Annotated in this window: 21 protein-coding genes; 8 read left to right on the forward strand and 13 right to left on the reverse strand. The window is 67.3% G+C overall.

All coding sequences use genetic code 11. The annotated features are described in order from the left end of the window. Window positions 1–52 precede the first annotated feature (52 nt). The 4 genes from AC4D2E_RS06610 to AC4D2E_RS06625 form a co-directional block, all read right to left on the reverse strand. The gene (locus tag AC4D2E_RS06610; RefSeq protein ID WP_490952026.1) at window positions 53–1,003 is read right to left on the reverse strand and encodes a trypsin-like serine peptidase; all 951 of its coding nucleotides are present in this window, start codon (window positions 1,001–1,003) and stop codon (window positions 53–55) included. Window positions 1,004–1,157: 154 nt separating this feature from the next. Beyond that, window positions 1,158–2,066, reverse strand: coding sequence for a MaoC/PaaZ C-terminal domain-containing protein (locus tag AC4D2E_RS06615; protein WP_490952027.1), 909 nt, complete (start codon window positions 2,064–2,066; stop codon window positions 1,158–1,160). Continuing rightward, window positions 2,063–3,439 carry a 3-oxoacyl-ACP reductase gene (locus AC4D2E_RS06620; RefSeq protein WP_490952028.1) on the reverse strand — a complete coding sequence of 459 codons (1,377 nt, stop codon included), beginning with the start codon at window positions 3,437–3,439 and terminating at the stop codon, window positions 2,063–2,065. The genes AC4D2E_RS06615 and AC4D2E_RS06620 overlap by 4 nt, the downstream gene beginning before the upstream one ends. Before the next feature lie 2 nt (window positions 3,440–3,441). After that, window positions 3,442–4,755 (reverse strand): acetyl-CoA C-acetyltransferase, encoded by a 1,314-nt coding sequence (locus tag AC4D2E_RS06625; RefSeq protein WP_490909333.1) that lies wholly within the window; start codon window positions 4,753–4,755, stop codon window positions 3,442–3,444. A gap of 64 nt (window positions 4,756–4,819) precedes the next feature. On the opposite strand from AC4D2E_RS06625, the gene AC4D2E_RS06630 reads away from it, so the two are divergent. Continuing rightward, window positions 4,820–5,611, forward strand: a complete 792-nt coding sequence (locus tag AC4D2E_RS06630; RefSeq protein ID WP_490952029.1) for a TetR/AcrR family transcriptional regulator — start codon at window positions 4,820–4,822, stop codon at window positions 5,609–5,611. After that, a complete protein-coding gene (locus tag AC4D2E_RS06635) occupies window positions 5,608–7,737 on the forward strand; it encodes an acyl-CoA dehydrogenase family protein (protein ID WP_490952030.1) in 2,130 nt (709 codons plus the stop codon). Before AC4D2E_RS06630 ends, AC4D2E_RS06635 begins: the two co-directional genes overlap by 4 nt. Before the next feature lie 113 nt (window positions 7,738–7,850). Here the strand turns inward: AC4D2E_RS06635 and AC4D2E_RS06640 are convergent, their stop codons facing one another. The 4 genes from AC4D2E_RS06640 to AC4D2E_RS06655 form a co-directional block, all read right to left on the reverse strand. Beyond that, the gene (locus AC4D2E_RS06640) at window positions 7,851–8,177 is read right to left on the reverse strand and encodes a hypothetical protein (protein WP_490952031.1); all 327 of its coding nucleotides are present in this window, start codon (window positions 8,175–8,177) and stop codon (window positions 7,851–7,853) included. A 468-nt stretch (window positions 8,178–8,645) separates the two neighbouring features. Continuing rightward, window positions 8,646–9,389: a universal stress protein gene (locus AC4D2E_RS06645; protein ID WP_490952032.1), complete on the reverse strand. Its 744-nt coding sequence runs from the start codon at window positions 9,387–9,389 to the stop codon at window positions 8,646–8,648. A 540-nt stretch (window positions 9,390–9,929) separates the two neighbouring features. Beyond that, window positions 9,930–10,073, reverse strand: coding sequence for a hypothetical protein (locus tag AC4D2E_RS06650; RefSeq protein WP_490952033.1), 144 nt, complete (start codon window positions 10,071–10,073; stop codon window positions 9,930–9,932). A 21-nt stretch (window positions 10,074–10,094) separates the two neighbouring features. Next, window positions 10,095–10,592, reverse strand: coding sequence for a DUF6326 family protein (locus tag AC4D2E_RS06655; RefSeq protein WP_490952034.1), 498 nt, complete (start codon window positions 10,590–10,592; stop codon window positions 10,095–10,097). Window positions 10,593–10,754: 162 nt separating this feature from the next. Between AC4D2E_RS06655 and AC4D2E_RS06660 the strand changes: the two genes are divergently transcribed. Together AC4D2E_RS06660 and AC4D2E_RS06665 are read left to right on the forward strand one after the other, a co-directional pair. Continuing rightward, on the forward strand, window positions 10,755–11,903 hold the full coding sequence (locus tag AC4D2E_RS06660) for a sensor histidine kinase (protein ID WP_490952035.1): 1,149 nt from the start codon (window positions 10,755–10,757) through the stop codon (window positions 11,901–11,903). Then, window positions 11,900–12,547 carry a response regulator gene (locus tag AC4D2E_RS06665; RefSeq protein WP_104164947.1) on the forward strand — a complete coding sequence of 216 codons (648 nt, stop codon included), beginning with the start codon at window positions 11,900–11,902 and terminating at the stop codon, window positions 12,545–12,547. The genes AC4D2E_RS06660 and AC4D2E_RS06665 overlap by 4 nt, the downstream gene beginning before the upstream one ends. Here AC4D2E_RS06665 and AC4D2E_RS06670 read toward each other — a convergent pair. After that, window positions 12,526–13,377 (reverse strand): SDR family NAD(P)-dependent oxidoreductase, encoded by an 852-nt coding sequence (locus AC4D2E_RS06670; RefSeq protein WP_490952036.1) that lies wholly within the window; start codon window positions 13,375–13,377, stop codon window positions 12,526–12,528. The genes AC4D2E_RS06665 and AC4D2E_RS06670 overlap by 22 nt on opposite strands. A gap of 57 nt (window positions 13,378–13,434) precedes the next feature. On the opposite strand from AC4D2E_RS06670, the gene AC4D2E_RS06675 reads away from it, so the two are divergent. Both AC4D2E_RS06675 and AC4D2E_RS06680 read left to right on the forward strand, forming a co-directional pair. Beyond that, the gene (locus AC4D2E_RS06675; protein WP_490952037.1) at window positions 13,435–13,983 is read left to right on the forward strand and encodes a TetR/AcrR family transcriptional regulator; all 549 of its coding nucleotides are present in this window, start codon (window positions 13,435–13,437) and stop codon (window positions 13,981–13,983) included. A gap of 270 nt (window positions 13,984–14,253) precedes the next feature. Beyond that, a complete protein-coding gene (locus AC4D2E_RS06680; protein ID WP_490952038.1) occupies window positions 14,254–14,673 on the forward strand; it encodes a hypothetical protein in 420 nt (139 codons plus the stop codon). 156 nt (window positions 14,674–14,829) lie between these two features. Here AC4D2E_RS06680 and AC4D2E_RS06685 read toward each other — a convergent pair whose 3' ends face one another. Beyond that, window positions 14,830–16,308 (reverse strand): glutamine synthetase beta-grasp domain-containing protein, encoded by a 1,479-nt coding sequence (locus AC4D2E_RS06685; protein WP_490952039.1) that lies wholly within the window; start codon window positions 16,306–16,308, stop codon window positions 14,830–14,832. Between the two features lie 883 nt (window positions 16,309–17,191). Between AC4D2E_RS06685 and AC4D2E_RS06690 the strand changes: the two genes are divergently transcribed. Next, window positions 17,192–17,920 (forward strand): hypothetical protein, encoded by a 729-nt coding sequence (locus tag AC4D2E_RS06690; protein WP_490952040.1) that lies wholly within the window; start codon window positions 17,192–17,194, stop codon window positions 17,918–17,920. Window positions 17,921–18,094: 174 nt separating this feature from the next. Here the strand turns inward: AC4D2E_RS06690 and AC4D2E_RS06695 are convergent, their stop codons facing one another. Together AC4D2E_RS06695 and AC4D2E_RS06700 are read right to left on the reverse strand one after the other, a co-directional pair. After that, window positions 18,095–19,165, reverse strand: coding sequence for a hypothetical protein (locus AC4D2E_RS06695; RefSeq protein ID WP_490952041.1), 1,071 nt, complete (start codon window positions 19,163–19,165; stop codon window positions 18,095–18,097). Between the two features lie 75 nt (window positions 19,166–19,240). Then, window positions 19,241–19,636, reverse strand: coding sequence for a phage holin family protein (locus AC4D2E_RS06700; protein ID WP_490909318.1), 396 nt, complete (start codon window positions 19,634–19,636; stop codon window positions 19,241–19,243). 405 nt (window positions 19,637–20,041) lie between these two features. Between AC4D2E_RS06700 and AC4D2E_RS06705 the strand changes: the two genes are divergently transcribed. Further along, complete coding sequence (locus AC4D2E_RS06705) at window positions 20,042–20,380, forward strand: histone-like nucleoid-structuring protein Lsr2 (RefSeq protein ID WP_104164933.1); 339 nt, start codon at window positions 20,042–20,044, stop codon at window positions 20,378–20,380. Window positions 20,381–20,786: 406 nt separating this feature from the next. On the opposite strand, the gene AC4D2E_RS06710 is transcribed toward AC4D2E_RS06705, so the two are convergent. Then, window positions 20,787–22,292, reverse strand: coding sequence for a GntP family permease (locus tag AC4D2E_RS06710; protein WP_490952042.1), 1,506 nt, complete (start codon window positions 22,290–22,292; stop codon window positions 20,787–20,789). Between the last annotated feature and the right edge of the window lie 11 nt (window positions 22,293–22,303).

Genomic DNA, 22,303 nt, shown 5'->3' on the forward strand with positions numbered 1-22,303 from the left:
GGGCGGTCCCCCGTGAGGGAACCGCCCGTGCACTCCTGGCTGACCGGCTGGACTACCGGCTGGCCGCCGTGGAATAGGCGGACTGGATGGAGCTGCCGAAGTACGGGCCGTACATCACGTTGCTCTGGGTGCTGTAGCCGAAGCTGTTGACCGAGTTCTGGGTCCCGGTGGAGCCGGAGCCGATGAACCACGGGCCGCCGGAGGAACCACCGGTCATGTTGCAGGGGATGCCCTGGGACTGGGTGCCGCCGATGCGGTCCGCCGAGGTCTTCCCGTAGCAGCTGAGGAGGCGCTCGCCGCTGAACGGGGTCGCCGCGGGGTAGCCGTAGGCACTGTAGGTGAGGCCGCGCGCCATGTTGAAACCGATGCTCGATGCACCGACGGTCGCGGAGAGCGTCCTGCCGTTGAGCGTGTTCATGACGGCGAAGGCGGCGTCATAGCTGATGTCGTTGCGGGCCACCCACTCGCTGGTCGGGTGCAGTGACCGCGCGGTGAACTTGCCGTAGGGCGCGGCGCCGTTGTTGTAACCGGGGACGAAGACGAAGTTCGTGACCCATCCGGTCGAGAGATCGTGCGTACAGTGTCCTGCGGTGGCGACGACGCTCTGGTTCCCGCTCTGGACCGCGTTGCCGGAGCAGACGTAGTTCTGTCCGCCCTGGGTGAAGAACACCTTCCCGATGCGCGGGACCGGCGACTGCGCGGTGGCACGCGCCTCAACGAGGGGTTCCTTGGGTGCCTTCGCCACCGACTGCTGTCCTGCCTTCGGCATGACCGAGCGGCCCTCGGCGGCCCATCCGGAGTTGATCGTGTTGGCGGGTTTGGCGCTCTCCATCCTGTCCGCCGTCCAGTAGGCGTCAAGGGCGGCCTGGCCTTCGTTCTGCGTGTGGGACACGGTGGCGGCGTCGGTGGAGGGTGCTGCCTGGACGGGACCGGCTGTCATCAGCGCTGATGCCATCAGGGCCGAGGCTGCGATCAGCCCTGCTTTGAGACCTCGAGAGTTCACGGGACTCCTCTTTCCATACAGTGGGGCAGCCGTCGGGGGCTGGTAGTCGGAGTCTGCCCCGACGAGCGGGCGCCTGCCCAGTCGAACGACGGATTTTCCACGGATTGCCCCCGAAAATCACGGTGTGTCTGGACAGGGCCCGGCCGGCATGGAACTATTCCGCGCGCACCCAGCCTGTGAAGTGGGGGCGGCGGCGCTTCGCGGACCACCCGACCACGTCCGTCCGGCGCCCGGACTCGTCACCGGCCCGCGTGAACGACGTCGTCACGCTCCCGGGCAGGAGCACCGGCGTGGCGAAATCGATGCGCCACTGCAGGGCTCCGGACGGCGCGGGGACGGCCTGGTCCACCATGCGAGCGGCGAGGTACATGCCGTGCGCGATCGCCGTCGTCATCCCGAGCGCCTTCGCGGTCAGCGCGCTGAGGTGGATGGGATTCCAGTCGCCCGAGACCGCGGCGTACCGCCGGCCCGTGTCGGCGCCGAGCCGCCAGACACCCGTGGGCGTGGGCGCGGTGAAGGACGGCCTGTCCTCGTCACGGCGCCCGTCCGAGCCTGCACTGTCGAGCCGGACACCGCGCGCCAGGTAGACCGACCGCCCGGTCCACACGAGCTCGGCTCCCAGACGCACCTCGATGACGACGTCGACCTGCGTGCCGGCCGCGTGCGGGCGCAGGTGCTCCGCCCAGGCCACGACGTCCAACGTCTCGGCGGCGTCGATCGGGCGCTCCTGGTACACCTCGTTGCTGAGGTGGACCATGCCGAGCAGGGGCAGCGGGAAGTCGGGTCGCGTGAGGACGCTCATGGCCACGGGGAACGCGAGAGTGTGGACGTAGGCGGACGGCACAGTGTCCCGCGCTGCGGACCCGAGCAGCTGCTGGAACCGGGTGAGCGCACCGAGGTCCACCCGGACGCCGTCCGCGCGGTGCTGCACGGCGGGGACGGCGGGCGGGACGGCCGCCCGGAGCATCCTCCGCCGAGCGGCCAGCCCGAGGGCCTGGCGGTAGAGCCCGGGCAGGGCCGGCACACCGGGCAGCATCACCTCCTCGCGGGGTGTCCCGCTCATGCGCCCACGAGGTTCTGCCCGCACACCCGGAGGACCTGCCCGTTGATGCCCGCCGCGGCGTCGGAGGCCAGGAAGGCGATCGCCTCGGCCACGTCCACGGGAAGACCGCCCTGCTGCAGGCTGCTCAGCCGGCGGGCCACCTGGCGGGTGAGGGGCGGGATCTTCGCCGTCATGTCCGTCTCGATGAAGCCGGGGGCAACGGCGTTGACGGTCCGGCCGGCGCCGTCGAAGGAGGCGGCCTGCGCCCGGACCATGCCGATCACGCCGGCCTTCGACGCCGCGTAGTTGCTCTGCCCGCGGTTGCCGGCGATCCCGCTCGTCGAGGCGAGGCTGATGATCCGCCCTGTCGTGGAGAAGACCGATGAAGCGAGGAACTGCTCGTTCATGCGCAGCTGGGAGGCGATGTTGACGGCGATGACCGAGTCCCACCGGGAGGCATCCATGTTGGCCAGCAGCTTGTCTCTCGTGACGCCGGCGTTGTGCACCACGACGTCGAGGGTGCCGTAGCGCCCCCCGACGTGCTCGAGGATCCGTGCCGCCGCGTCGGGGTCGGTGATGTCGAGCTGCAGGGCCGTCCCGCCCACCCGGTTCGCGACCTGCGCGAGCTGCTCGCCCGCCGCCGGGACGTCGACCGCGACCACGCGGGCTCCGTCCCGGGCGAGGATCTCGGCGATCTTCGCCCCGATGCCGCGGGCCGCTCCCGTGACCACGGCGGTCTTGCCCGCCAGCGGTCGGTCGGGCACGCCCTCCCCCACCGCCGTCGTGGCGGCCGCGAGTCCGGCGAGGCTCTCGGCCGGCGTCCCCGATACCTCGAGGAACTGGCCGTCGACGTAAGCACTCCTGCCGGACAGGAAGAACCGGAGGGCGCCGAGCGTGGTGGCATCCGTCGTCGTCGCGTCCCCGCGCAGGATGATGCCGTTGGCCGTGGCTCCACCGCGCAGTTCGTGGGCGACGGACCGGATGGCGCCGTCGATGCCCTGCCGCGCCGCCGCCACTGCTGGGTCCGTGGTGTCCGCGGAGGAGCGGAAGACCGCCACCACGCGACCGCCCGGCACCAGCACCTTGAGCGCCTGCCCGAGCTCGAGCAGGGGTGCCGCGAGATCCGCGGGCGAGGCCGCCCGGTCCAGCACGACGACGGCGGCGCTGAGCTTCTCGCCCGGCAGGACGTGGCGCCGTACTTCGACGTCCCAGCTCAGCAGGACGTCGGCGAGCGCCTCGGCCCCGGCACCCGATCCGGTGACGAGCACCGGCTTCGACGCGATGGACTCCCCGGGGGTGTAGCGGCGCAGGACGGAGGGACGCGGCAGGCCGAGGGCCTTGGCGATCTTGCCGGGCAGGGGGCTGTTCACGAGGTTCAGGTAGTTGTCGGTCATGCCTACCTCGCCTCGAGGATCGCGACGACGCCTTGGCCGCCGGCGGCGCAGACGGAGATGAGGCCGCGGCCGCCCTTCTCGGAGAGGGTCTTGGCGAGCGAGGCGACGATGCGCCCGCCCGTGGCCGCGAACGGGTGGCCTGCGGCGAGGGAGGACCCATTGACGTTGACCTTCGAGCGGTCGATGCTGCCGAGGGCGCCGTCGAGACCGAGGACGCGCTTGCAGTAGTCCGGGTCCTCCCATGCCGCGAGGGAACTGAGGACGGTCCCGGCGAAGGCTTCGTGGATCTCGAAGAAATCGAAGTCGTCGAAGGTGAATCCGTTGCGCTGCAACAGACGGGGCATCGCGTGCACGGGGGCCATCAGCAGGCCCTCCTCGCCGGTGACGAAGTCCACTGCCGCCGCCTCTGCGTCGACGATGGTCGCGAGCATCGGGAGGTTGTTGGCCCGCGCGTAGTCCTCGCTGCCGAGCAGGACGACGGCGGCGCCGTCCGTGAGCGGGGTGGAGTTGCCGGCGGTCATGGTGGCCGGGGTGTCGAGGCCCTTGCCGAAGACGGGCTTCAGGGTGGCCAGCTTCTCCAGCGAGGTGTCCGCCCGGAGGTTGGCGTCCTTCGTCAGGCCCCGGTACGGCGTCATGAGGTCGGAGAAGAACCCGCGGTCGTAGGCGGCGGCGAGGTTGTGGTGGCTGCGGTACGCGAGTTCGTCCTGCGCTTCACGCGTGATCTCCCAGGCCGCGGTGGTCAGGGCCTGGTGCTCCCCCATGGACAGGCCCGTCCGGGGCTCACCCGTGGTCGGTGCGTTGGGCGAGAGGTCCTTCGGGCGGAGCGTGGCGAGTGCCTTGATCTTCTGCTGCGTCGTCTTGGCGCGGGAGAGGTCGAGCAGCACGCGGCGGAGACCCTCGCTGACGGCGATCGGGGCGTCGGAGGCGGAGTCGACGCCGCCGGCGATGCCGGAGTCGATCTGGCCGAGCCTGATCTTGTTCGAGAGGCCGACGACGGTCTCGAGGCCCGTAGCACAGGCCTGCTGCAGGTCGTAGGCGGGCGTCTCCGGGGACAACGCCGAACCGAGGACGGCCTCCCGCGTGAGGTTGAAGTCCCGGGAGTGCTTGAGGACGGCACCGGCCGCGACCTCCCCGATGCGCTCGCCCTGCAGGCCGAAACGCGCCACGAGGCCGTCCAGCGCGGCGATGAGCATGTCCTTGTTGGACGAGTAGGCGTAGGCGCCGCCGGAACGGGCGAAGGGGATGCGGTTGCCGCCGATGACGACTGCCGTGCGCGGTGGGAGGGCGGCGGTGTGCGCCCCGGCCTGATCTGCCATGGGAGTGCTCCTGGTGCGAGAAGGTGGATTACCGATACCTAGCGTACCTGATACGCTGGGTATCATGAAGCTTGCCCATGCCCTCAAGGGTGCCTCCGCGAAGAATGCCGGCCGCGCGGCCCCCGTCCAGGACGGCCGGTCGAGTCGATGGGAAGGGCACCGGGCCGAGCGGCGGCGGCAGCTGATCAAGGCCGCGAGGCGCGCCGTCGACGCGCTCGGTCCCGGGGCTTCCATGGAGGACATCGCCGCAGCGGCCGAGACCTCGAAGTCCGTGTACTACCGCTATTTCGGGGACAAGACCGGATTGCAGCGGGCCATGGCGGAAGTGGTCATCGGCCAGATGCAGCAGAAGGTGCTCGACGCTGCGAAGGCCGCACCCACCCCTCGGGAGGGCCTCTACGCCATGGTGCTCGCCTACCTGCAGATGGCCCGGACCTCGCCCAGCGTCTATGCGTTCGTCACGCGCGTGGGTGTCGCCGAACCGACGGCGACGCCCGCTGCAGCTTCCTCGACCGCCTCCACGGCGATCGACGGCCAGGACACCCTCGCGCACTTCCTCGCCGCGGTCACCGACATGATCGCGCGTCCCATGCGTGGCTACCTGCTCTCCCCGGACCGACCCTCGGCTCCCGACGATGCCGCACCGGAGTACTGGCCCGCCGCCGCGATCGGCATGGTCCGGGCCGCCGGCGAGCACTGGCTCTCCTCCCCCGACACCCCCGACAAACCGACCGAGGAGCAGATGGCCCGGCACATCACCGGCTGGCTCTTCGACGGCATCAGCCGGTACGAGGCACTCGTGCCACCGGCGGCCCCCCATTCCCCAACCCGCCAACGCGCGAAGGACACGCCATGACCCAGACCATCACCCGGCCGCAGCAGATCCCCGCCACGGCTGACATCAAGGACGACGAGCAGGCCACCGTGGACACCGCCGAGCTAGGGGAGCTGCTCCTCGGCCGGTGGGCACACATCCGCCGCACCGCACGGGACCTCGCAGGCCGCCCCGAGGTCCAGAAGATCGAGGGCCTCACCCACACCGATCACCGGCTGCGCTGCTTCGACCAGCTCCACTACCTCGTGGAGCAGCAGGCCGTCCACCGCGCGTTCCCCAAGGCCCTGGGCGGCAACGACGACCACGGTGGAAACGTCGCGGGCTTCGAGGAGCTCGTCGTCGCGGATCCGTCGCTGCAGATCAAGGCGGGCGTGCAGTGGGGTCTCTTCGGCTCAGCCGTCATGCACCTCGGTACCGCGAAGCACCACGAGGCATGGCTCCCGGGCATCATGGACATGCGGATCCCCGGTTGCTTCGCCATGACCGAGACGGGCCACGGCAGCGACGTCGCGAGCATCGCCACCACCGCCACCTTCGATCCCTCCACGGAGGAGTTCGTCATCGACACGCCCTTCCGCGCAGCCTGGAAGGACTACATCGGCAACGGCGCCATCGACGGCCGGGCCGCCGTCGTGTTCGCCCAGCTCGTCACCAACGGCGTCAGCCACGGCGTGCACGGTTTCTACGTGGAGCTGCGCAACGAGGACGGGTCCTTCAAGCCCGGCGTGGGCGGAGAGGATGACGGCATCAAGGGTGGCCTCAACGGCATCGACAACGGCCGCCTGCACTTCACCGGCGTCCGGATCCCCCGGACCAACCTGCTGAACCGGTACGGCGACGTCGCCGAGGACGGCACGTACACCTCGCCCATCGCATCTCCGGGACGCCGCTTCTTCACGATGCTCGGGACCCTGGTCCAGGGCCGCGTCTCGCTCGACGGCGCGGCGGTCGCGGCGAGCAAGCTCGCCCTCACCGCCGCGATCACCTATTCGACCCAGCGCCGCCAGTTCAACGCGTCCTCGAACCTCAAGGAGGAGGTGCTGATGGATTACCAGCGGCACCAGCGCAGGCTCCTGCCTCGCCTTGCCGCGACCTACGCCGCATCCTTCGCGCACGAGGAGCTCCTCGAGAAGTTCGACGGCGTCTTCTCCAGTGAGCTCGACACCGACGAGGACCGCCAGGACCTCGAGACCCTCGCCGCCGCGTTCAAGCCCCTGAGCACCTGGCTGGCACTCGACACCCTGCAGGAGTGCCGCGAGGCGACCGGCGGGCAGGGCTTCCTGGCAGAGAACCGGTTCACTTCGCTGCGCGCGGACCTCGATGTGTACGTGACCTTCGAGGGAGACAACAACGTCCTGCTGCAGCTCGTGGCCAAGCGACTCCTGACGGACTACGCCAAGGAGTTCACGGGCGTGGACTTCGGTGTCCTGGCCCGCTACGCGGTGTCGCAGGCCGCCGGCAGGACGCTGCACCGCTCGGGCCTGCGCCGCGTCGCCCAGACCCTCGCGGATACGGGCTCAGGCAAGAAGTCGGCCATCGCCCTGCGTGACGAGGACACCCAGCGCGAGCTGCTGACCGATCGCGTGCAGTCCCGCGTCGTCGATCTCGCCGCCGCCCTGCGCGCCGCGAAGGGGATGTCGCAGGAGAAGGCCGCCGCGCTCTTCAACGAGCACCAGAACGAGCTCATCGAGGTGGCTCACGCCCACGCGGAACTGCTGCAGTGGGAGGCATTCACACGCGGCCTCCACAGGATCACCGACCCGGGCACGCGACAGGTCCTCACGCGCCTGCGCGACCTGTTCGGCCTGTGCCTGATCGAGAAGGACCTGGCATGGTTCCTCATGAACGGGCGACTCTCCGCGCAGCGTGCCCGCACCCTCGACGGCTACATCAACCGCCTGCTGGTGAAGATCCGTCCGCACGCCCTCGACCTCGTGCAGGCGTTCGGCTACGGCCAGGAGCACCTGCGCTCGGCGATCGCCGGCGGCGCGGAGCAGGAACGCCAGGAGGAGGCCGCCGAGTACATGCGGCGTCGGCGGGCCAGCGGCGACGCGCCGATCGATGAGAAGACGTTGCTGGCCCGCGAGGCCCGGGAGAAGAAGGCGAAGAAGGCCCGGAAGACAGCGTCGACGCCTGCCGCGGGTTGACGGTACGGCGGCCCGAGGTCACGAGCGGTCGGGCCGGATGACCCACGAGGACCTCCCGGTGAGGTGGAGCTTCCAGGCTCCGCCCTCACCGGGAGGTCCTCAGCATCCATGGATCAGCCTGACCTGACGCGGGAGACGGTGCCGTCCGCGTCCAGCACGCAGGCGAGTGCCCTGCTCCTGGAAACGATCACGACGGCGACAAAGGCAACGGAACCGAGAAGCCCCAACAACGTCGCCGGGCCGCCGACCCTGGCGACGGACCCGGCGTGAAGGCAGATCCCCGCGATGAGCAGTGCCATCAGACAGAGGGACACCGCCATTGCATCGACCCACTGCTTCGAGCGACCAGGCGGACTCCCCTTCTTCCGGGCGGAAAGTAAATGCCACGCCGCCAGCAGAGCCGCCTCCAGGCCACCGATTGCCACGGCGACCGCTGTCACGAGGCCAGAACTCCGATGACGCTGCGGATCAGTGCAACCTGGTGACCGGTCATCGTGCAATCATCGTTCTTCTCGAATGCGATGTCCTGTCACCGGAGAGCCGGGACCGCGTCGGAGGGAATGATCCCCGGTGCGGTGGAATCCCGGTGGTCCACGATGACCGTGGCACGTTCCCGAGGTCGTACGGCCTCGAAATAGAGGCGCTGACCACCGATACAGCGGCGCATCGAACGATGCTCGGGGTCGCGATTGCTCCCTGGTCGCACAGGGCCGCGTAGTCGTAGGTGTCCGCCCGGAAACCCTCCGGCGAAGGACGACCTTCCGCGTACCTGATGGGCGAAGGATTCAGGAAGTGATCGGCGTGGACAACAAGGGCGGGCCGATCACGGATCGCGGCAGCGAGGTTCGCAGCATCCTGCACGTGCCGCAAGATACGAACGCTGGTACCGGACCGTCGCTACTCGGGAGTCAGGGGCTCCCGGTGGCGGGTACGACGAGCGTGGGGCACGGCGGACACAGGAGTAAGGTGCGCGTCACCGAGCCCGGCTTCCCCCCGGCCCTGGCGCCCTCGCCATGGCGGCCGACCACCAGCAACACGGCGTCGCGGCTGTGCCGCATCAGGGCATGAACAGGGCTGCGCAGCACGTCCACGATCCAGCTCACGGCAAGGTGAGGAAAGTCGGTCTGCACTTTCGAAAGAGATGCGGAAGCTCCGTCCATCAGTGTCCTGGACTCCGCCGATCCCGACTTCAGCGCCATGATGACCCGCAGGGCCGCACCAAGCCGGTCGGCTTCGGCCGCCGCGTACATCAGTGCCACGGAGGACTGCGCCGATCCATCGACCCCGACCACCACATGACCCGTGACGGTCCTCTGATGGGTGCCGACCCCCCGCGGGCTGGCCGGCACCACCAGGACAGGAGCAAGAGACCCTGACACGACCCCCAGCACCACCGGATCCTGAACCCCACCAGGGCCGAGAGCAACCCGGTCCGCGCCGACCACCAGCAGCGACGCACTCGCGGACAACCCGACCAGCACCTGGACGAAGCTGCCACGGTAGAGGCCGACGTCTACCTGCAGTGCCGGAAATCCGGACGACAGGCGAGACGCTTCACGTCGCAGCAGCGAGCTACCCGCGCGGACAGCATCAGCGTCGCAGGTTCCACGAGGCAGTGAATCGGCGGCGGCAACACTGTGGATAAGGGTCACCGGAACACCCGACTCCCGTGCCCGGCACGCAGCCCACTGAAGACACCAATAGCCGAACAACGGTGCGCGCACCGCGACCAGGACTCCTGGCAGGTCGATCGGGGGCGACAGGACTCGATCAGAGGCACGCGACGCTGTCAGCACGGGAACCCACCGAATTCGCCCTGGACGACAACCGGTACCCCTGCGTGTCCACCGCGGGCGCGACGCCAAGGCGGCGTCACCGAGTTCCGCCCCCGGACAGGCACCCGGACCGGGACCCGGACCTGTCCGAGGTCGCGCAGGAATGCGACGCACAGGGGTCCGGAATTCGTCGGAGCGCTACCTGCTCGCTGCCGGCTGGTGCTGCCGTGTTGAGCCTTCATTCGTGGTGTCCTGCTCGTTGACGTGTCCACGAAAGGAACTCCCCCACATCACTGTGCTCTTGGGTCCCTCTGCGGCTTGGACGTTCATCACTGCCTTGCCAGATGCAGGTCACCCATTGATTGTTGCCGGGAAGAACCAACCTCGTCAGGGCCTTTAGTCCCTGATCCGGGATCATCACCCCTGATGGGCGACGCGTGGCCGCCGGTGTTTCGGGGTGGTGGCGGCGATGCCCAGGTGTCGGCTCAGGCCGAGGGAGAACCCGCCGACGCGCTCGGTCACGGCCCCGGCCAGGCCGGTCCAGTCCGTGATCAAGCGCATCGTCGGGGACTGCTCTTGGGGTCACGCTTGCTGCTGGGCGCGAACGGCTTCACGGTCCGGGCTGGTCGGCATGGTCGCTGACGGTGCGGTGTGGGGCCAGGTCCAGGCGGAGCGCAGGATGAAGGCCAGGATCAGCACCTCGATTCCGATGGAAAGGCCGTAGAAGGAGGCCCATTCCCAGGACTCACCTACCGCGTTGAACACCATGACGGGGATGTAGAGCGATGCCACGACGAGGTTCGTGGCGCGGTTCACCCCGGTGGGCAGCGTCATGGAGAGCAGGATCATCAGGGCCGAGATGCCTATGACCGCGACGAAAATGGTCAACAACGTCGGGGTGATGTCGAACTCGAAGATCTCGCCACCCCGGATCTGGTCGATGGCGCCGGGCTTGTAGAGGTGGAAGTAGTCGACGTAGATAACGAAGAACATCAAGCTGGTCCAGGCGGCAGCGAGCTTGGCCTGCACCGGGATCCGCTGGTTCTCCAGTGCGGTGATGGTGGGTTGACGTGTTCTCATGATGGGCTCCGTTGTTGTAGTGGGGATCGGCAGTTCCACGATCGCTGAGCCCGGCGGCCCGCACATCGTCCCCGAGGCCGGAGTTCGCCCGGCCGATGGCATGGTCTCTCCCTCGTGCTTTCGGCTGATCCGCCGCTGCCGTGCTGGCCCTACGCTGGACAGATGGTGACGAAGGTGCTGCGCTCGTTGTGGTCGGAGCCTCGACCTGCGGACCCCCCGCGGCGGGTGTGGCGGGACGGGGCGCTCGTCGCGGTGCTCCTGGCGTGGTCCGTGGTGGAGGTGGTGCTCCGCGAGGACCTGACGTCGCGCCCGCTGGTGCTCGCCGTCGTATTCGTGGTCCTTGCTCCCCTGTGGTGGCGCCGCACTCACCCCCTGGCGGCGGTCGCGATCTCCTTCGGCACTCTGACGGCTGTCGACGTCGCGAGGATCCTCGCGGGCGAGGAGGCTCCCCTGCTGATGAGCATCTCGGGCGTGCTCGTCCTGACCTACGCGCTGTTCCGGTGGGGAGCCGGCCGTGAGGCCGCCATCGGCCTGGGAGTCATCCTGGTCTGGCTGGTCATCACCCACGTCGCCGACCTGACCAGCCCGGCAGATACGGTGGCTGCATACGCCTTCTTCCTGTTCGCCGCAGCGCTGGGCGCTGCAATCCGCTACCACGCGTACACGCGCACTCGCGACATCGACGAGGCCAAAGCCCGGGAGCGCGAGCAGCTGGCACGTGACCTCCACGACACGGTCGCCCACCACGTCTCCGGCATCGCCATCCAGGCCCAGGCCGGACGTGCCGTCGCAACGTCGCACCCCGAGCGTGCCACTGAGGTCCTTGCCGTCATCGAGGACGCCGCCTCGCGAACGCTGACCGAGTTGCGCACCATGGTCGGTGTCCTGCGCGCCTCCGGGGGGGCGGACTTCGCGCCACGCCCGGGCGTGGCCGACCTCGGGCGTCTCGCCGGTCGAGCCGAGGGAGGGCCACAGGTCCACGTGGAGCTGTCCGGTGAACTCGACGATCTCAGCCCCGCGGTCGGGGCCGCGCTCTACCGCCTGACCCAGGAGTCGGTCACGAACGCGCGACGGCACGCCCGCTACGCGACGCGGGTTGCCGTGCGTGTCGTGGGTGACGCCGAGCGGGTGCAATTGACGGTCGATGACGATGGTGCCATCAGCGCAGCCGGCGGCAGCGCGTCGGGTTACGGCCTGGTCGGTATGCGGGAACGCGCCACGCTGCTGGGTGGCACGTTCCACGCCGGCCCGAGCGCGGGCGGTGGCTGGCGGGTCGAGGCGATGCTGCCCCGAGCGGGCGCTCCCCGATGACCATCCGGGTGCTTGTCGCCGACGACCAGGACATTGTGCGCACCGGCCTGACGATGCTGCTGAACGCCCAGCCCGACATCGAGGTCGTGGGCACCGCCACCGATGGGCGACAAGCGGTGGGCCTGGCGCGTCAGTTGCACCCGGACGTGTGCCTGTTCGACATCCGCATGCCGTTGATGGACGGTATCGAAGCCACCCGCCAGCTCGCCGGACCCGAGGTCGCCGACCCCCTGCCGATCATCGTGATCACCACTTTCGACCTCGACGAGTACGTCCATGGGGCGTTGAAGGCCGGTGCCCGGGGCTTCCTGCTCAAGGACGCCGGACCTGCGCTGCTGACCCAGGCGATCCACGCTGCAGCCGATGGTGATGCCCTGATCGCTCCCAGCGTCACCGTCCGCCTCCTTGCGGCGTTTGCCAGATCGCAGAAGGGACCATCCGCGCAGCCGATGGAACCGCTCACGTCCCGTGAGGAGCAAGTGCTCCTCACCGTGGCGCAGGGACGAACCAACAGTGAGATCGCCGCCGATCTCCACATCAGTCCCAGCACCGTCAAGACCCATCTGGCCAGCCTGATGCGCAAGCTCGGCGCGCGTAATCGGGTCGAGCTCGCCATGTGGGCTCACGAGACCGGCCGCACCTGAGCTCCCTGCTCGATCGGTTCCCAGCGCGGGTCGAGCGCGTAGTCCTGTCGGCGCCTTTCCAACGCTGCCTGCACCTGACCGGGCGCGTCGTCACCGGCAAGGAGTCGGAGCCTACCGGCGTCGTTATCGGCAACGTGGGCGAGGACCGCCGCGGCGATGTCTGCAGGTGCTGTCCCTCCGGCGGTACCGTCGACCGGCCACGGGACCTCGGGTGCCCCGAAGAGAGTCCTGCGGAGGTCGTCGTAGGGGCGCATCGGTTCCGCGAACCGCATACTGCCGCCGGCCCAATCGGTGTCGATCGAGCCGGGCTGGACGATGGTCACCCGGACCCCGAAGGCGGCGACCTCGGCGGCCATCGCCTCGGTCCATCCCTCGAGGCCCCACTTCGCCGCGTTGTAAAGACCGAGAGTAGGCATCGTCCCCACGGCGCCGACCGTCGAGATCTGGACGATATGGCCTACCCCCTGCTTCCGCATCACGGGAAGCGCAGCCTGACAGAGCCACAGGGGCCCGAGAAGATTTGTGTCGAGGAGCTCCCGGACCTCCTCTTCGGACGCTTCCTCGATCGCTCCGACAAGACCGTAGCCGGCGTTGTTCACCAGAACGTCCAGGCGCCCGGATTCCGCGACAGCGACGTCGACGGAGGCCGCCGCGGCGGAGCGGTCGCAGACGTCGAGCCGGTGGACGCGCAGCCGGTCGTGCGCGGGCAGGGAGTGCTCGCCTCTGACGGTGGCAATCACCGTTTGTCCTTCTTCCAACGCGGCAAGCGTCATGGCGCGCCCGAGCCCGCGTCCGGCTCCCGTGATCATCCAGGTCTGCGAGGTTGTCATGGTCGCAGGATACCCAAAACGAGACGAACCGTCTCGTTCTTGAGCTAGGGTGGGTCGATGGCCAGTAGAAGAACGCGTGCTCGCGTCCACGAAGCGGTGCTCTCTCTCGCTTCGCATGAAGGCTTCGCCAGGCTCACGATGGAAGGTGTGGCTTTACGGGCTGGCGTGGGCAAGCAGACGCTCTACCGCAGCTGGCCGTCGACAGGGGCGATCCTGTTCGACGCCTTCCTGGCGCGCAGCCAGAGCCCCGACGGCATCCTCGTTGTGCCGGACAGCGGCGATCTGGAGAATGACCTCATCCGGCTGGTACAGGAGACGATTGCCGAGCTTTCCGATCCGGTGGCGGAGCCGCTGCTACGTGCAGTCACGGCCGCGATCCAGACCGACATGACTCTGGCGACCCAATACCGCGAGATACTGCTCGAACCCCAGATGCAGGCAGTCGCCGAACGTCTCCGGCACAGTGGGGTCAAGAGAGCCGATGAGTCAGCGGAACTCCTTCTCGGACCCCTCCTTCACCGCTGGCTGTTACGCAGCGGGGCCCTCGACCACTCCTGGGCAGAAGATCATGTCGACCGAGTGCTGCGCGCCTTCAGTACGAGCTGACCTTGGCGCCGAGGTGTGCTCGGCGTAGCAGGTATGGCGAGCAGTGTACCCACGGAGCGGATCAGCGCCCGCTCACCTGGTACAGCTGGGTGTCGCGTCATGGGAGCCCGTGGATGGAGACGCAGATCTTCGAGTATGCGTCAGGTCTTGCAGGGGCGAATCTCTGACTCCGAGATCAGGTGCGGGACAGTTTCGGGGTGATCAACAGTAGGATGGGACGCTCATGATGCGTTGACTGACCGCGTTACTGATCCGACCAGGAGAATCGTCGTGCCGACGCTGCGTGCTACCCGATCCAGGGTGGCCCGTGCCCTGTCCACGACCGCCGTGCTGCTGGTCCTCACGAGCTGCTCGTTCGCCGATCCACCACCCGATGCCCGGCAACCCGCTGCAGAATCACCGATGAGTTCGGCACCCTCCGGCGAGCCGGCCACCGACGCGGCCGTCGACACCGTCGACGACGCATGTGCTCGCATCGTCGACATGGTGCGCACAGCACCTGAACAGCTAGGCACAGACCCGCTGGGACTGCTGCTCGAGATCGATGAGATCGCCAGAACAGCCCCGCCGGAGCTTTCCAGCCAGATCTCTGAGCTCCGTGATGCCGTAGAGAACTTTCGGCAGGGCGACGAATCACTGATCAGTGTGGTGCGCAAAGCCCGGCAGCTGCAGGAGCGCTGCTCGGCCTGACGTGCAAGCAGTTCGTTGCGCGGCGATGCACGGTAGCCGGTTTGGCCGCTCCAGCGGGGGTCGAAACGGCCGTGCAGCAAGACCGCGGATCCGTCGATGCAGGGCACCGACCCGTCGCCCGAGCCTCAGGGCGGGCCTCTAGGAAACCAAGCGAGCTCAGCCGACGTGCCAGTAACGACGAATGAGCTCCTCCCGAGCAGCCTCGTCCTTCGCAAGCTCCCCGTCCGGCGTGTCGTCGTCGGCGTCGCGTAGGCCCACGAGCAAGGCGTCGATGAGCGCCTCGGGGAAGACGCCGTCGGCCTCGAACATCTCGCGCTCGGCCTCCAGCACGTCGGCCGACTCCGCGCACGAGGTCGGCAGTTGCTCGAAGTCGTCGTGGTTGGCGGTGCTGAGCCGCTCGGCCAGCTCCAGGCTCCCGGGATCACTCAGCCCGCGCTTCGCCGCGACGGCCATGCCGGCCAGCAGCAGATGCACGTCGGCGGAGCCGTCGCCGAGCCGGAGCTCGACGGTCTGGGGGTGTGTGGCGGGTTCGGGGACGGGCTCGGTGCTGCCAGGATTGGCGTGGGCGACCATCCCGGCCAGCACATCCCCGCCCCAGGCGAGCGGGACCCGGACCAGACCGGAGCGGTCTCTCTCACCCCAGCAGATGCCCTCGGGCGACTCGCCACCGTCGGTGAATCGCAGGTAGGACGTGGGGACCGTGTTACCGAATGCGGTCAGTGCTCTGGCTGCCGAGAGGTAGCCGGCGATCAGGCGACGCCCCGTGTCGTTGATCCCCTTCCTGCCGACGATGGCGCTGGCGCCGTCGTGCACCAGCCGACTGTGGATGTGCAGGCCGTTCCCTGCACCCTCGTCGCTCACCGACGGGGCAAAGGTCACCTCGAGACCGTGAGCATGGGCGACCTCGCGCACCACCCACTTCGCCAGGACGAGGTTGTCGGCTGCCTGCTCCAAGGGCACGGGTTGGAGCTCGATCTCGTGCTGGACCAGCTGCCGGTCGTCCTCGAGGATGTTGCCGACTTCGCCGTGGGCGTACTTCAACGGGACCCCCATGGCGCAGAGGTGACCCAGCACCTGCTCTCGGATTTCCTCTCCTTTGGAGAAAGGTCCCGATTCCTGATAGCCGCGCTCCTCCTCGACGGGGTAGATGCGCTCGGGCTCGTCCACGAGGTAGTACTCCAACTCGCCGAAGGCTTCGAGCGTCATGCCGGTCTCCTGCGTCAGCACCTCGGCAGCACGACGCACAACCTGCTCGCGCGCGTAGGGCAGCGGCTTCCCGAACTCGTCATAGAAGGAGCACAACACGTCGAGCGAGGACCGCTCTCCAAAGGGATTGACGAAGGCGGTGCGGTGACGCGGAACGATGTAGACGTCACTGCTACCGGTATCGGTACCGGCAAAGACACTCGAGCCGTCCACACGCTCACCCCGCGTCAGCACCTCGATGAGGTGCTCGCGCGAATTGATGGGGAAGGCCAGAGTCTTCAGGCGCCCGTCGCCGCCGACGTAGCGCAGGTTCACCTGGTGCAGCCCCAACTGTTCGATCGCCCGCACGAGGTCGCCGCCGGTGAAGTCGGCCGAGGGCTTGCCGAGCAGGCGGACGATGGGGTGAGGTTCGAACGCGTCGATGGTCATACTCCTTACTACCAGCGCCAAGGTGCGTTCCACCAGCGCCAAGAGAAGCGCTACGGTGACCGGTCGGACCTGCGAGAAGCGCCGGCCGCTTGTCGAGCCGGTGACACCCCATGTCCTCCTGGCATGGCCGGCCGCCCGTGATCGAAGCGTGGTCTTCAGCTTCGAGGTTCCTGGCACGCTCGACCTTCGCATGGTCGCCGGTGATTTCTCGCCGGCAGGAGGGGTCGAGGGTAGGAACAGGGGCAGGAGTCGGATTGATGCACCAGACGATCCCGACTCCTGCCCGAGAGGCTCAAGCATTGGCCGGCTTCTTGACCAACTAGTAAGCCTGCTGACTAGTTGATCACGGATAGGGAGGGAAAGGTCAAGGGGAAGGCGAAATTACTCGTTCCCACTGTGGGGAATCGGGCTTCTACTCGACCTGCTCCCGCAACGAATCATGCGAGTCAGTCCTGGATGCGACGGCGCCCAGGTCGGAGATGTCGACCGGGGCTCTGACGTCGGATCGCCGGGTCGCGCGCAGGATGCACCGGTCTCGCAGATTCACCCCGGCGGGTCCTCGCACCGCCATTCCCCTGGGCGTATCGTCGTCACACGCGGCTGATCGAGGAGCGGCTCCCATCATCGAGAAGAGCGCCATCATGGCGAACAGCACCTACCCCGTCAGGGGAATGACCTCCAGCCCCGGGTTCATCACCACCGGACACCAAGATGCCGGGTGTGTCGGGTGCGTGAGCGAGTTCATCGAAGAAGGTGGCTACGCCGCCTCGCCTCGGTGTCATCGGGGATCGGCAGTGCCGGCGTTGGGCCGGTCCTCGGGAACCTCGTCCCCGGCGGGTGTCGATCACAACAACCGATAACCGAAAGTAAGGAAGTACCCCTCATGCGATCCCGACTGAGCGTCAAGTGGGTGAAAGCCGGTTTGGTGACCTTGCCCGCTTACGGGCTGCTCACCGCATGGTCCTCCATCAAGGCCCAGCCCGACCAGACAACCGATCCCGAGGCATGGGCGCAGTTCGTCACCTCCCCCTCCTACCTCGCCAGTCACCTCATCGGCAGCACCGGCGGCACAATACTGGCCATCTTCGGCGTATTCGCCCTGGGCTGCTATTTGGCTCCCGCAAGTACGGGCCGATTGGCCCTGCCCGCCATGGTCGTGACCGTCCTCGGTCATGCGTTGTTGATGGTGCCGGCAGTGATCTCCACGTTCGCAACACCGGCCCTTGGTCGGGCATACCTGTCGGGGATGCCCGACGTCCTGCAGGTGGAGTTTCCCGATGCCTTGACGGGGACGTTCCTCCTGGGCCTCCTGCTTGCGCTGGTGGGCAACCTACTCCTCGGCGTCGCTATCTGGCGTTCCGGCACTCTCCCGAAGGGGGCCGGCGGGCTGTGGATCGTGTCCGCGCTCATCTTCTACGTCCTGGGGGTCGTTCTGGGGCTTGCGACCACCGGTGCAACGCTTCCCACGCAGCCGCTCGGCGCTCTGCTCGTAGCAGGAGCCGGAGCGTGGATAGCGGGGAGCGCCTTCCGTCGAGACTCCGCAGCTGGAGCCGCGCGCGACTATGGGCGTGGATCAATAGGTGATACCTCGCATGGATCTTCCCTTCCGTGACGGGGCAAGAGGCCCATTGGACACAGGCCAGACACATCGCCGCTCCCTGGGTCTCGAATCAGCGCTGCCAGGAACACGCCGGTCGTCGTTGTGATCCACAGGACGGTTCCGGAGCTGTGCCATCGGAGCGAACTCGGGACAGGGTCGAGTAGTTTGCTTGCCGTAGGGACGGACTCAGATGTCCAGGATGGTGTTGTGCGCGTTCGTGACCGGGGGAAGATCCCGGGTATCCAGGTCCTCCACGAGGTGGATCGCTGGGAACCCTGTTGGCTTGATGCGGCCCGCGTCGTCGAAGACCCGGTAGGTCCGCCGTAGTCGCCCTTCCGGATAGTGGGGGTGAATGAAGCTCACCTCGACCCGGGTGGCGGGCCACTCACCGACGACGTCGACACGCGTCCCGCTGAGGCCGTCCGACAGTGGAGTCTTGGCTCCCGAGGGCGCTGTCCAGTACGAGTGGAGATGGGCGAACTCCGTGCAGACCGCCTCGATCGCAGCCTTCTTCTGCTCGGATGGAAGCTCAACCAGGGTCCATGAGGCACGAGGATCATCCATGGTGATGGGATGCGTTCCAGGCCCCTCGTCTCTGGATCTCCCCGGAATGTCGTCGTCCTCGACGGGGACGGGCTGGTGCTCGGTCATGTGAAGCGTCGAGGGAAGAGCGCCGGCAGGCAGGTCGATCTGTGAGAAGCGGTAGGTGTACGAGGCGCCGCCGTACCCATCGTGGGACGGGTCAGGGGCCGACGAATAGACCACCAGGTGCGCTGACTGGTCATCCTCGAAGGCGGCAGCGGGCATCCGGTCGGCGGTCAAACGGTGAGTTCCTCCGTTCGCCTCCAGGACCAAGAGGTCACGGTCGGTGAGCCAATCTGCTTCCGTGTCTACGTCGGCCTCCCAGTGCCCGACCGAGAGCCACAAACCGTGCCGGGTCGTACCGAGGCAATCGACGTGACCGAGGTCGGAGAAAGGGGTGAGAATCCCATCGGGTGAGATGTGGAGGGCCGTCGCCCCGTTGTGCGATGTTTCATATCCATCCTTCTCGACGGGCATGTAGAGGACCCAGGCGCCGTCAGGGGCGGGCACGATCCTCACATGAAGGCCGAGCAACCCGACGGGAAGATCGGGCCAGGTAATCGTCCTATCAGATTCGCCGCTTCGCCGGATGACGGCGATCGGTTCCGTGAGATTGACGCGGATGAGCCATTGCGGGCTAGGAACTTCCTGCCAACCTGTGGGCTCATCGATCATGCGGTAAGTGTCGCAGGCGAGCTGCGCCATGGAGAACAACGCGAGAACAATGAGGACGAGAGTGGTGCGGCTCGGCTACTGGGCGGCCTCACTCTTCTTTCCGAGGCGGCGGGTGATGAACAGCCACCCCAGAATCCACCCGCCGAGAGCAGTCACAATCCAGACCAGGAGGGTGGCGCCCACCCACGCCATGAAGCCGCTGATCGAAAGCCCGCCATCGAACAAGGACGCGATTGCCAGAGCGATCAGCGTGGTGACCAGCCCAATGCCTCCAAGGATGGCCGACGCGTATTGCCGGGCGACGTTGAACACGAACGGTCCGAGCACACCCTGGGCGAGGGCGAAGACGACCACAGCAACGATGAAACCGGTCGGCTGCAGCTCCACACCGGGGACGATCCAACCCGCGAGGAGCAGCCCGATCGCTGCCGTCACGAGATTGATCAGAATGTGTATCAAGAAACGAATCATTCCGAGGTCCGATCTTGTCGAGCTTTTCGTCCCAGACTCCAGACTCTCGAGCGATCACGCGTCGCCCACTCCGGGTGAATCTGATCGAGCGGGGTGGGCAGTTCTACCGACCGGGACCAGGTGGGCCAGTACGTGGCGACCACCGGTGGGGCGGTGAACCGCAACGGCCCCCCGCTGACCGCGGGTCGAGGGAACTTTGTGTTTGTCATGTCAGCGCTCTCAATAAGACATCCCGGGCTTTCGGCCGCCTTCTGGTCAAGCACCTGCTGTGACTTCTCGCGCGTATCCGAGTAGTCACAGATGATTTTCAGGTAATTCAAGGATGTGCGCCACATATTCGCGCTGCGATAGAGTCGATGAATAAGGTTCACTAATTCATCTCGATGATTTCAGGAGAAACAAAAAATGGCACAGCGCGTACAGGTCGAACTGGTCGATGACCTCAACGGGGAGATCGCCCAGGAAACCGTCCGTTTTGGGGTCGATGGCACGGAGTACGAAATCGACCTGACCACGGACAACGCGGAGAGATTCCGCTCAACCCTCACCGAGTACGTGGACAAGGCGCGCAAGGCGACCGGCCGGAAGGGCCAGAAAGCTTCGACGTCCAGGGCGTCCACGAACCGGTCCAAGCGTGAGGACACCCAGCAGATCCGCCAGTGGGCACAGGACAACGGCTACAACCCCAGCACCCGGGGACGTATCACCCAGTCCATTCTCGACGCCTATAACGAAGCGCACTAGACCCCCTACCGGCGGCTCCACGTAGTCCGATGAACGGTGAGGCCCGGCCGATGGGGCGGATGCGATTCATGCCGAGATCCGCCTCGTGGCGGACGAGTCCGACGGCGGCCGCCATCTCCCGCTCGGTGCGCTGCAGCTACTCCTGGTGGCCTTCCAGCAGGTCCCGCCAGCACTCGACGGGCCGGCCGCGCCCGAACAGGTCCTCGTCGTCGGGGAGCTCGAGGGCAGTCATCGAGGAGCCGGCACGGGTGCAGCATCGACCTCCCGTCACGTGGCGAGATCTTCGTGGAAGTCGGTTCGCCCTGTTGGTGCCGGGGTACTGACGGATGACCCGTCCAACAGCAGTGGCCGGGAGGCTCGGTTACAACTCCGAGCCGCCCGGCCACCGTCGGTGGATCCCGTTGGATCAGCCGAGGATCGCGTTGGCAATGAACAGGAGTGGGATCGAACCGGCCCACACCGCCGTCGTGATGCCTGACCAACCCTTGAGCGCTGCGACGCCGTCAAGGCCGGCAAAGCGGGTCACGACCCAGAAGTAGGAATCGTTGAAGTAGCTGAACACCATCGAACCTGCCGTGCATGCCAGGGCCGCGACGATGGGGTCGATGCCGAGCGAACTTACCAGCGGCGCCGTCACCGATGCGGCAGTGATCATGGCCACTGTGCCCGAGCCCTGAGCGATGCGGACCAGGGTGGCGATGAGGAACGGCACCAGGAACGCCGGCAGTGGAGTACCGGCAATGGCCTCTGCGAGGGCATCGCCCACACCCGAGCTACGCAGCACCTGGCCGAGTGCACCACCTGCACCGGTGATGAGAAGAATCAGGCCGGCCGAGGCAGCTGCCTCGGCGAACCAGCCCTGCACCTTTGCGCGCGGAGTCCAGCGTGGCAGCAGGACGTAGACGGCGAGGATGACGCCGATGATCAGCGCAACCACCGGATTGCCGATGAACGCCAGTGGGATTGCCCAGGACGACGGGGTGTACTCCCCCGTGCCGACGACGCCCTGGTTGGACTGGTCGATCGCACCACTGACCGTGTTGAGGATGATCAGGAGCAACGGGACCAGCAACGGCAGCGATGCAACGAAAGCGCCGACCCGGTGAGGCTTGGCGCCCGTGGGAGGTGTACCGAGGGCGGTGTTGTCGACGTCCATCGACGGAGTATCGTCACCAGCGCCGGCGCCGCCGTCGTGCTCCGCAACAGCAGTCCCGCCGCGGCCTTCGGTCCTGGCGTGAGCCGTGCCGTAGACGGCCTCACGGACCGATTCGTTCATGGATGGCTCGATCTTCGGCCCCATCCACTTGGCGTAGAAAACCACGATGGGCAACAGCAGGACCGTGAAGACGAGACCCGCAAGGATCAACGCTCCGAGGTCGGCCCCGAGGATGCCGGCGACGGCCAGCGGGCCGGGCGTCGGTGGCACCATGTGGTGGGTCAGCGTCATGCCGCAGCCGAGGGCCAGCGCGAGGGTGATGTAGCCGGCGCGTTTGACCCGGGCGATCGAACGGGCCAAGGGGTTCATGATGACGTAGCCGGAGTCACAGAACACCGGGATGGACACCAGAGCGCCCACACTGCCCAGTGCCCACGGCTCGCGGCCTTTGCCGAAGAGCTTCAGGAAGGCCAAGGCCAACGAATTGGCGGCCCCCGAGACCTCGAGGATCTTGCCGATCCCGACGCCCAGGCCGATCACGATACCGATCGACGCCAGGGTGTTGCCGAAGCCCGTCGTGATCGACGAAACGATATCCAGCGGCGCCTGGCCGGCCACCATGCCGGTCACCAGGGCCGCGATCAAGAGTGCTACGAACGCATCAAGCCGGGTCTTCAGCACCAACACGATGATGGTGGCGATACCCAGGACGAGCGCCAAAAGAAGTTGTATATCCACGTACTGCTCCTCGGTCACTGAGCAAGCCT

The organism is Arthrobacter sp. TJ-265 (assembly GCF_058269135.1).

What these genes read in the sequence shown, in the direction of transcription:
- AC4D2E_RS06625 (WP_490909333.1), bottom strand. Translation starts at nt 4,755, where the DNA reads ATGGCAGATCAGGCCGGGGCGCACACCGCCGCCCTCCCACCGCGCACG.
- AC4D2E_RS06685 (WP_490952039.1), bottom strand. Translation starts at nt 16,308, where the DNA reads ATGACCATCGACGCGTTCGAACCTCACCCCATCGTCCGCCTGCTCGGC.
- AC4D2E_RS06695 (WP_490952041.1), bottom strand. Translation starts at nt 19,165, where the DNA reads ATGATCGATGAGCCCACAGGTTGGCAGGAAGTTCCTAGCCCGCAATGG.
- AC4D2E_RS06630 (WP_490952029.1), top strand. Translation starts at nt 4,820, where the DNA reads ATGAAGCTTGCCCATGCCCTCAAGGGTGCCTCCGCGAAGAATGCCGGC.
- AC4D2E_RS06690 (WP_490952040.1), top strand. Translation starts at nt 17,192, where the DNA reads ATGCGATCCCGACTGAGCGTCAAGTGGGTGAAAGCCGGTTTGGTGACC.
- AC4D2E_RS06665 (WP_104164947.1), top strand. Translation starts at nt 11,900, where the DNA reads ATGACCATCCGGGTGCTTGTCGCCGACGACCAGGACATTGTGCGCACC.
- AC4D2E_RS06670 (WP_490952036.1), bottom strand. Translation starts at nt 13,377, where the DNA reads ATGACAACCTCGCAGACCTGGATGATCACGGGAGCCGGACGCGGGCTC.
- AC4D2E_RS06635 (WP_490952030.1), top strand. Translation starts at nt 5,608, where the DNA reads ATGACCCAGACCATCACCCGGCCGCAGCAGATCCCCGCCACGGCTGAC.
- AC4D2E_RS06700 (WP_490909318.1), bottom strand. Translation starts at nt 19,636, where the DNA reads ATGATTCGTTTCTTGATACACATTCTGATCAATCTCGTGACGGCAGCG.
- AC4D2E_RS06620 (WP_490952028.1), bottom strand. Translation starts at nt 3,439, where the DNA reads ATGACCGACAACTACCTGAACCTCGTGAACAGCCCCCTGCCCGGCAAG.
- AC4D2E_RS06655 (WP_490952034.1), bottom strand. Translation starts at nt 10,592, where the DNA reads ATGAGAACACGTCAACCCACCATCACCGCACTGGAGAACCAGCGGATC.
- AC4D2E_RS06650 (WP_490952033.1), bottom strand. Translation starts at nt 10,073, where the DNA reads ATGCGCTTGATCACGGACTGGACCGGCCTGGCCGGGGCCGTGACCGAG.
- AC4D2E_RS06660 (WP_490952035.1), top strand. Translation starts at nt 10,755, where the DNA reads ATGGTGACGAAGGTGCTGCGCTCGTTGTGGTCGGAGCCTCGACCTGCG.
- AC4D2E_RS06615 (WP_490952027.1), bottom strand. Translation starts at nt 2,066, where the DNA reads ATGAGCGGGACACCCCGCGAGGAGGTGATGCTGCCCGGTGTGCCGGCC.
- AC4D2E_RS06705 (WP_104164933.1), top strand. Translation starts at nt 20,042, where the DNA reads ATGGCACAGCGCGTACAGGTCGAACTGGTCGATGACCTCAACGGGGAG.
- AC4D2E_RS06675 (WP_490952037.1), top strand. Translation starts at nt 13,435, where the DNA reads ATGGCCAGTAGAAGAACGCGTGCTCGCGTCCACGAAGCGGTGCTCTCT.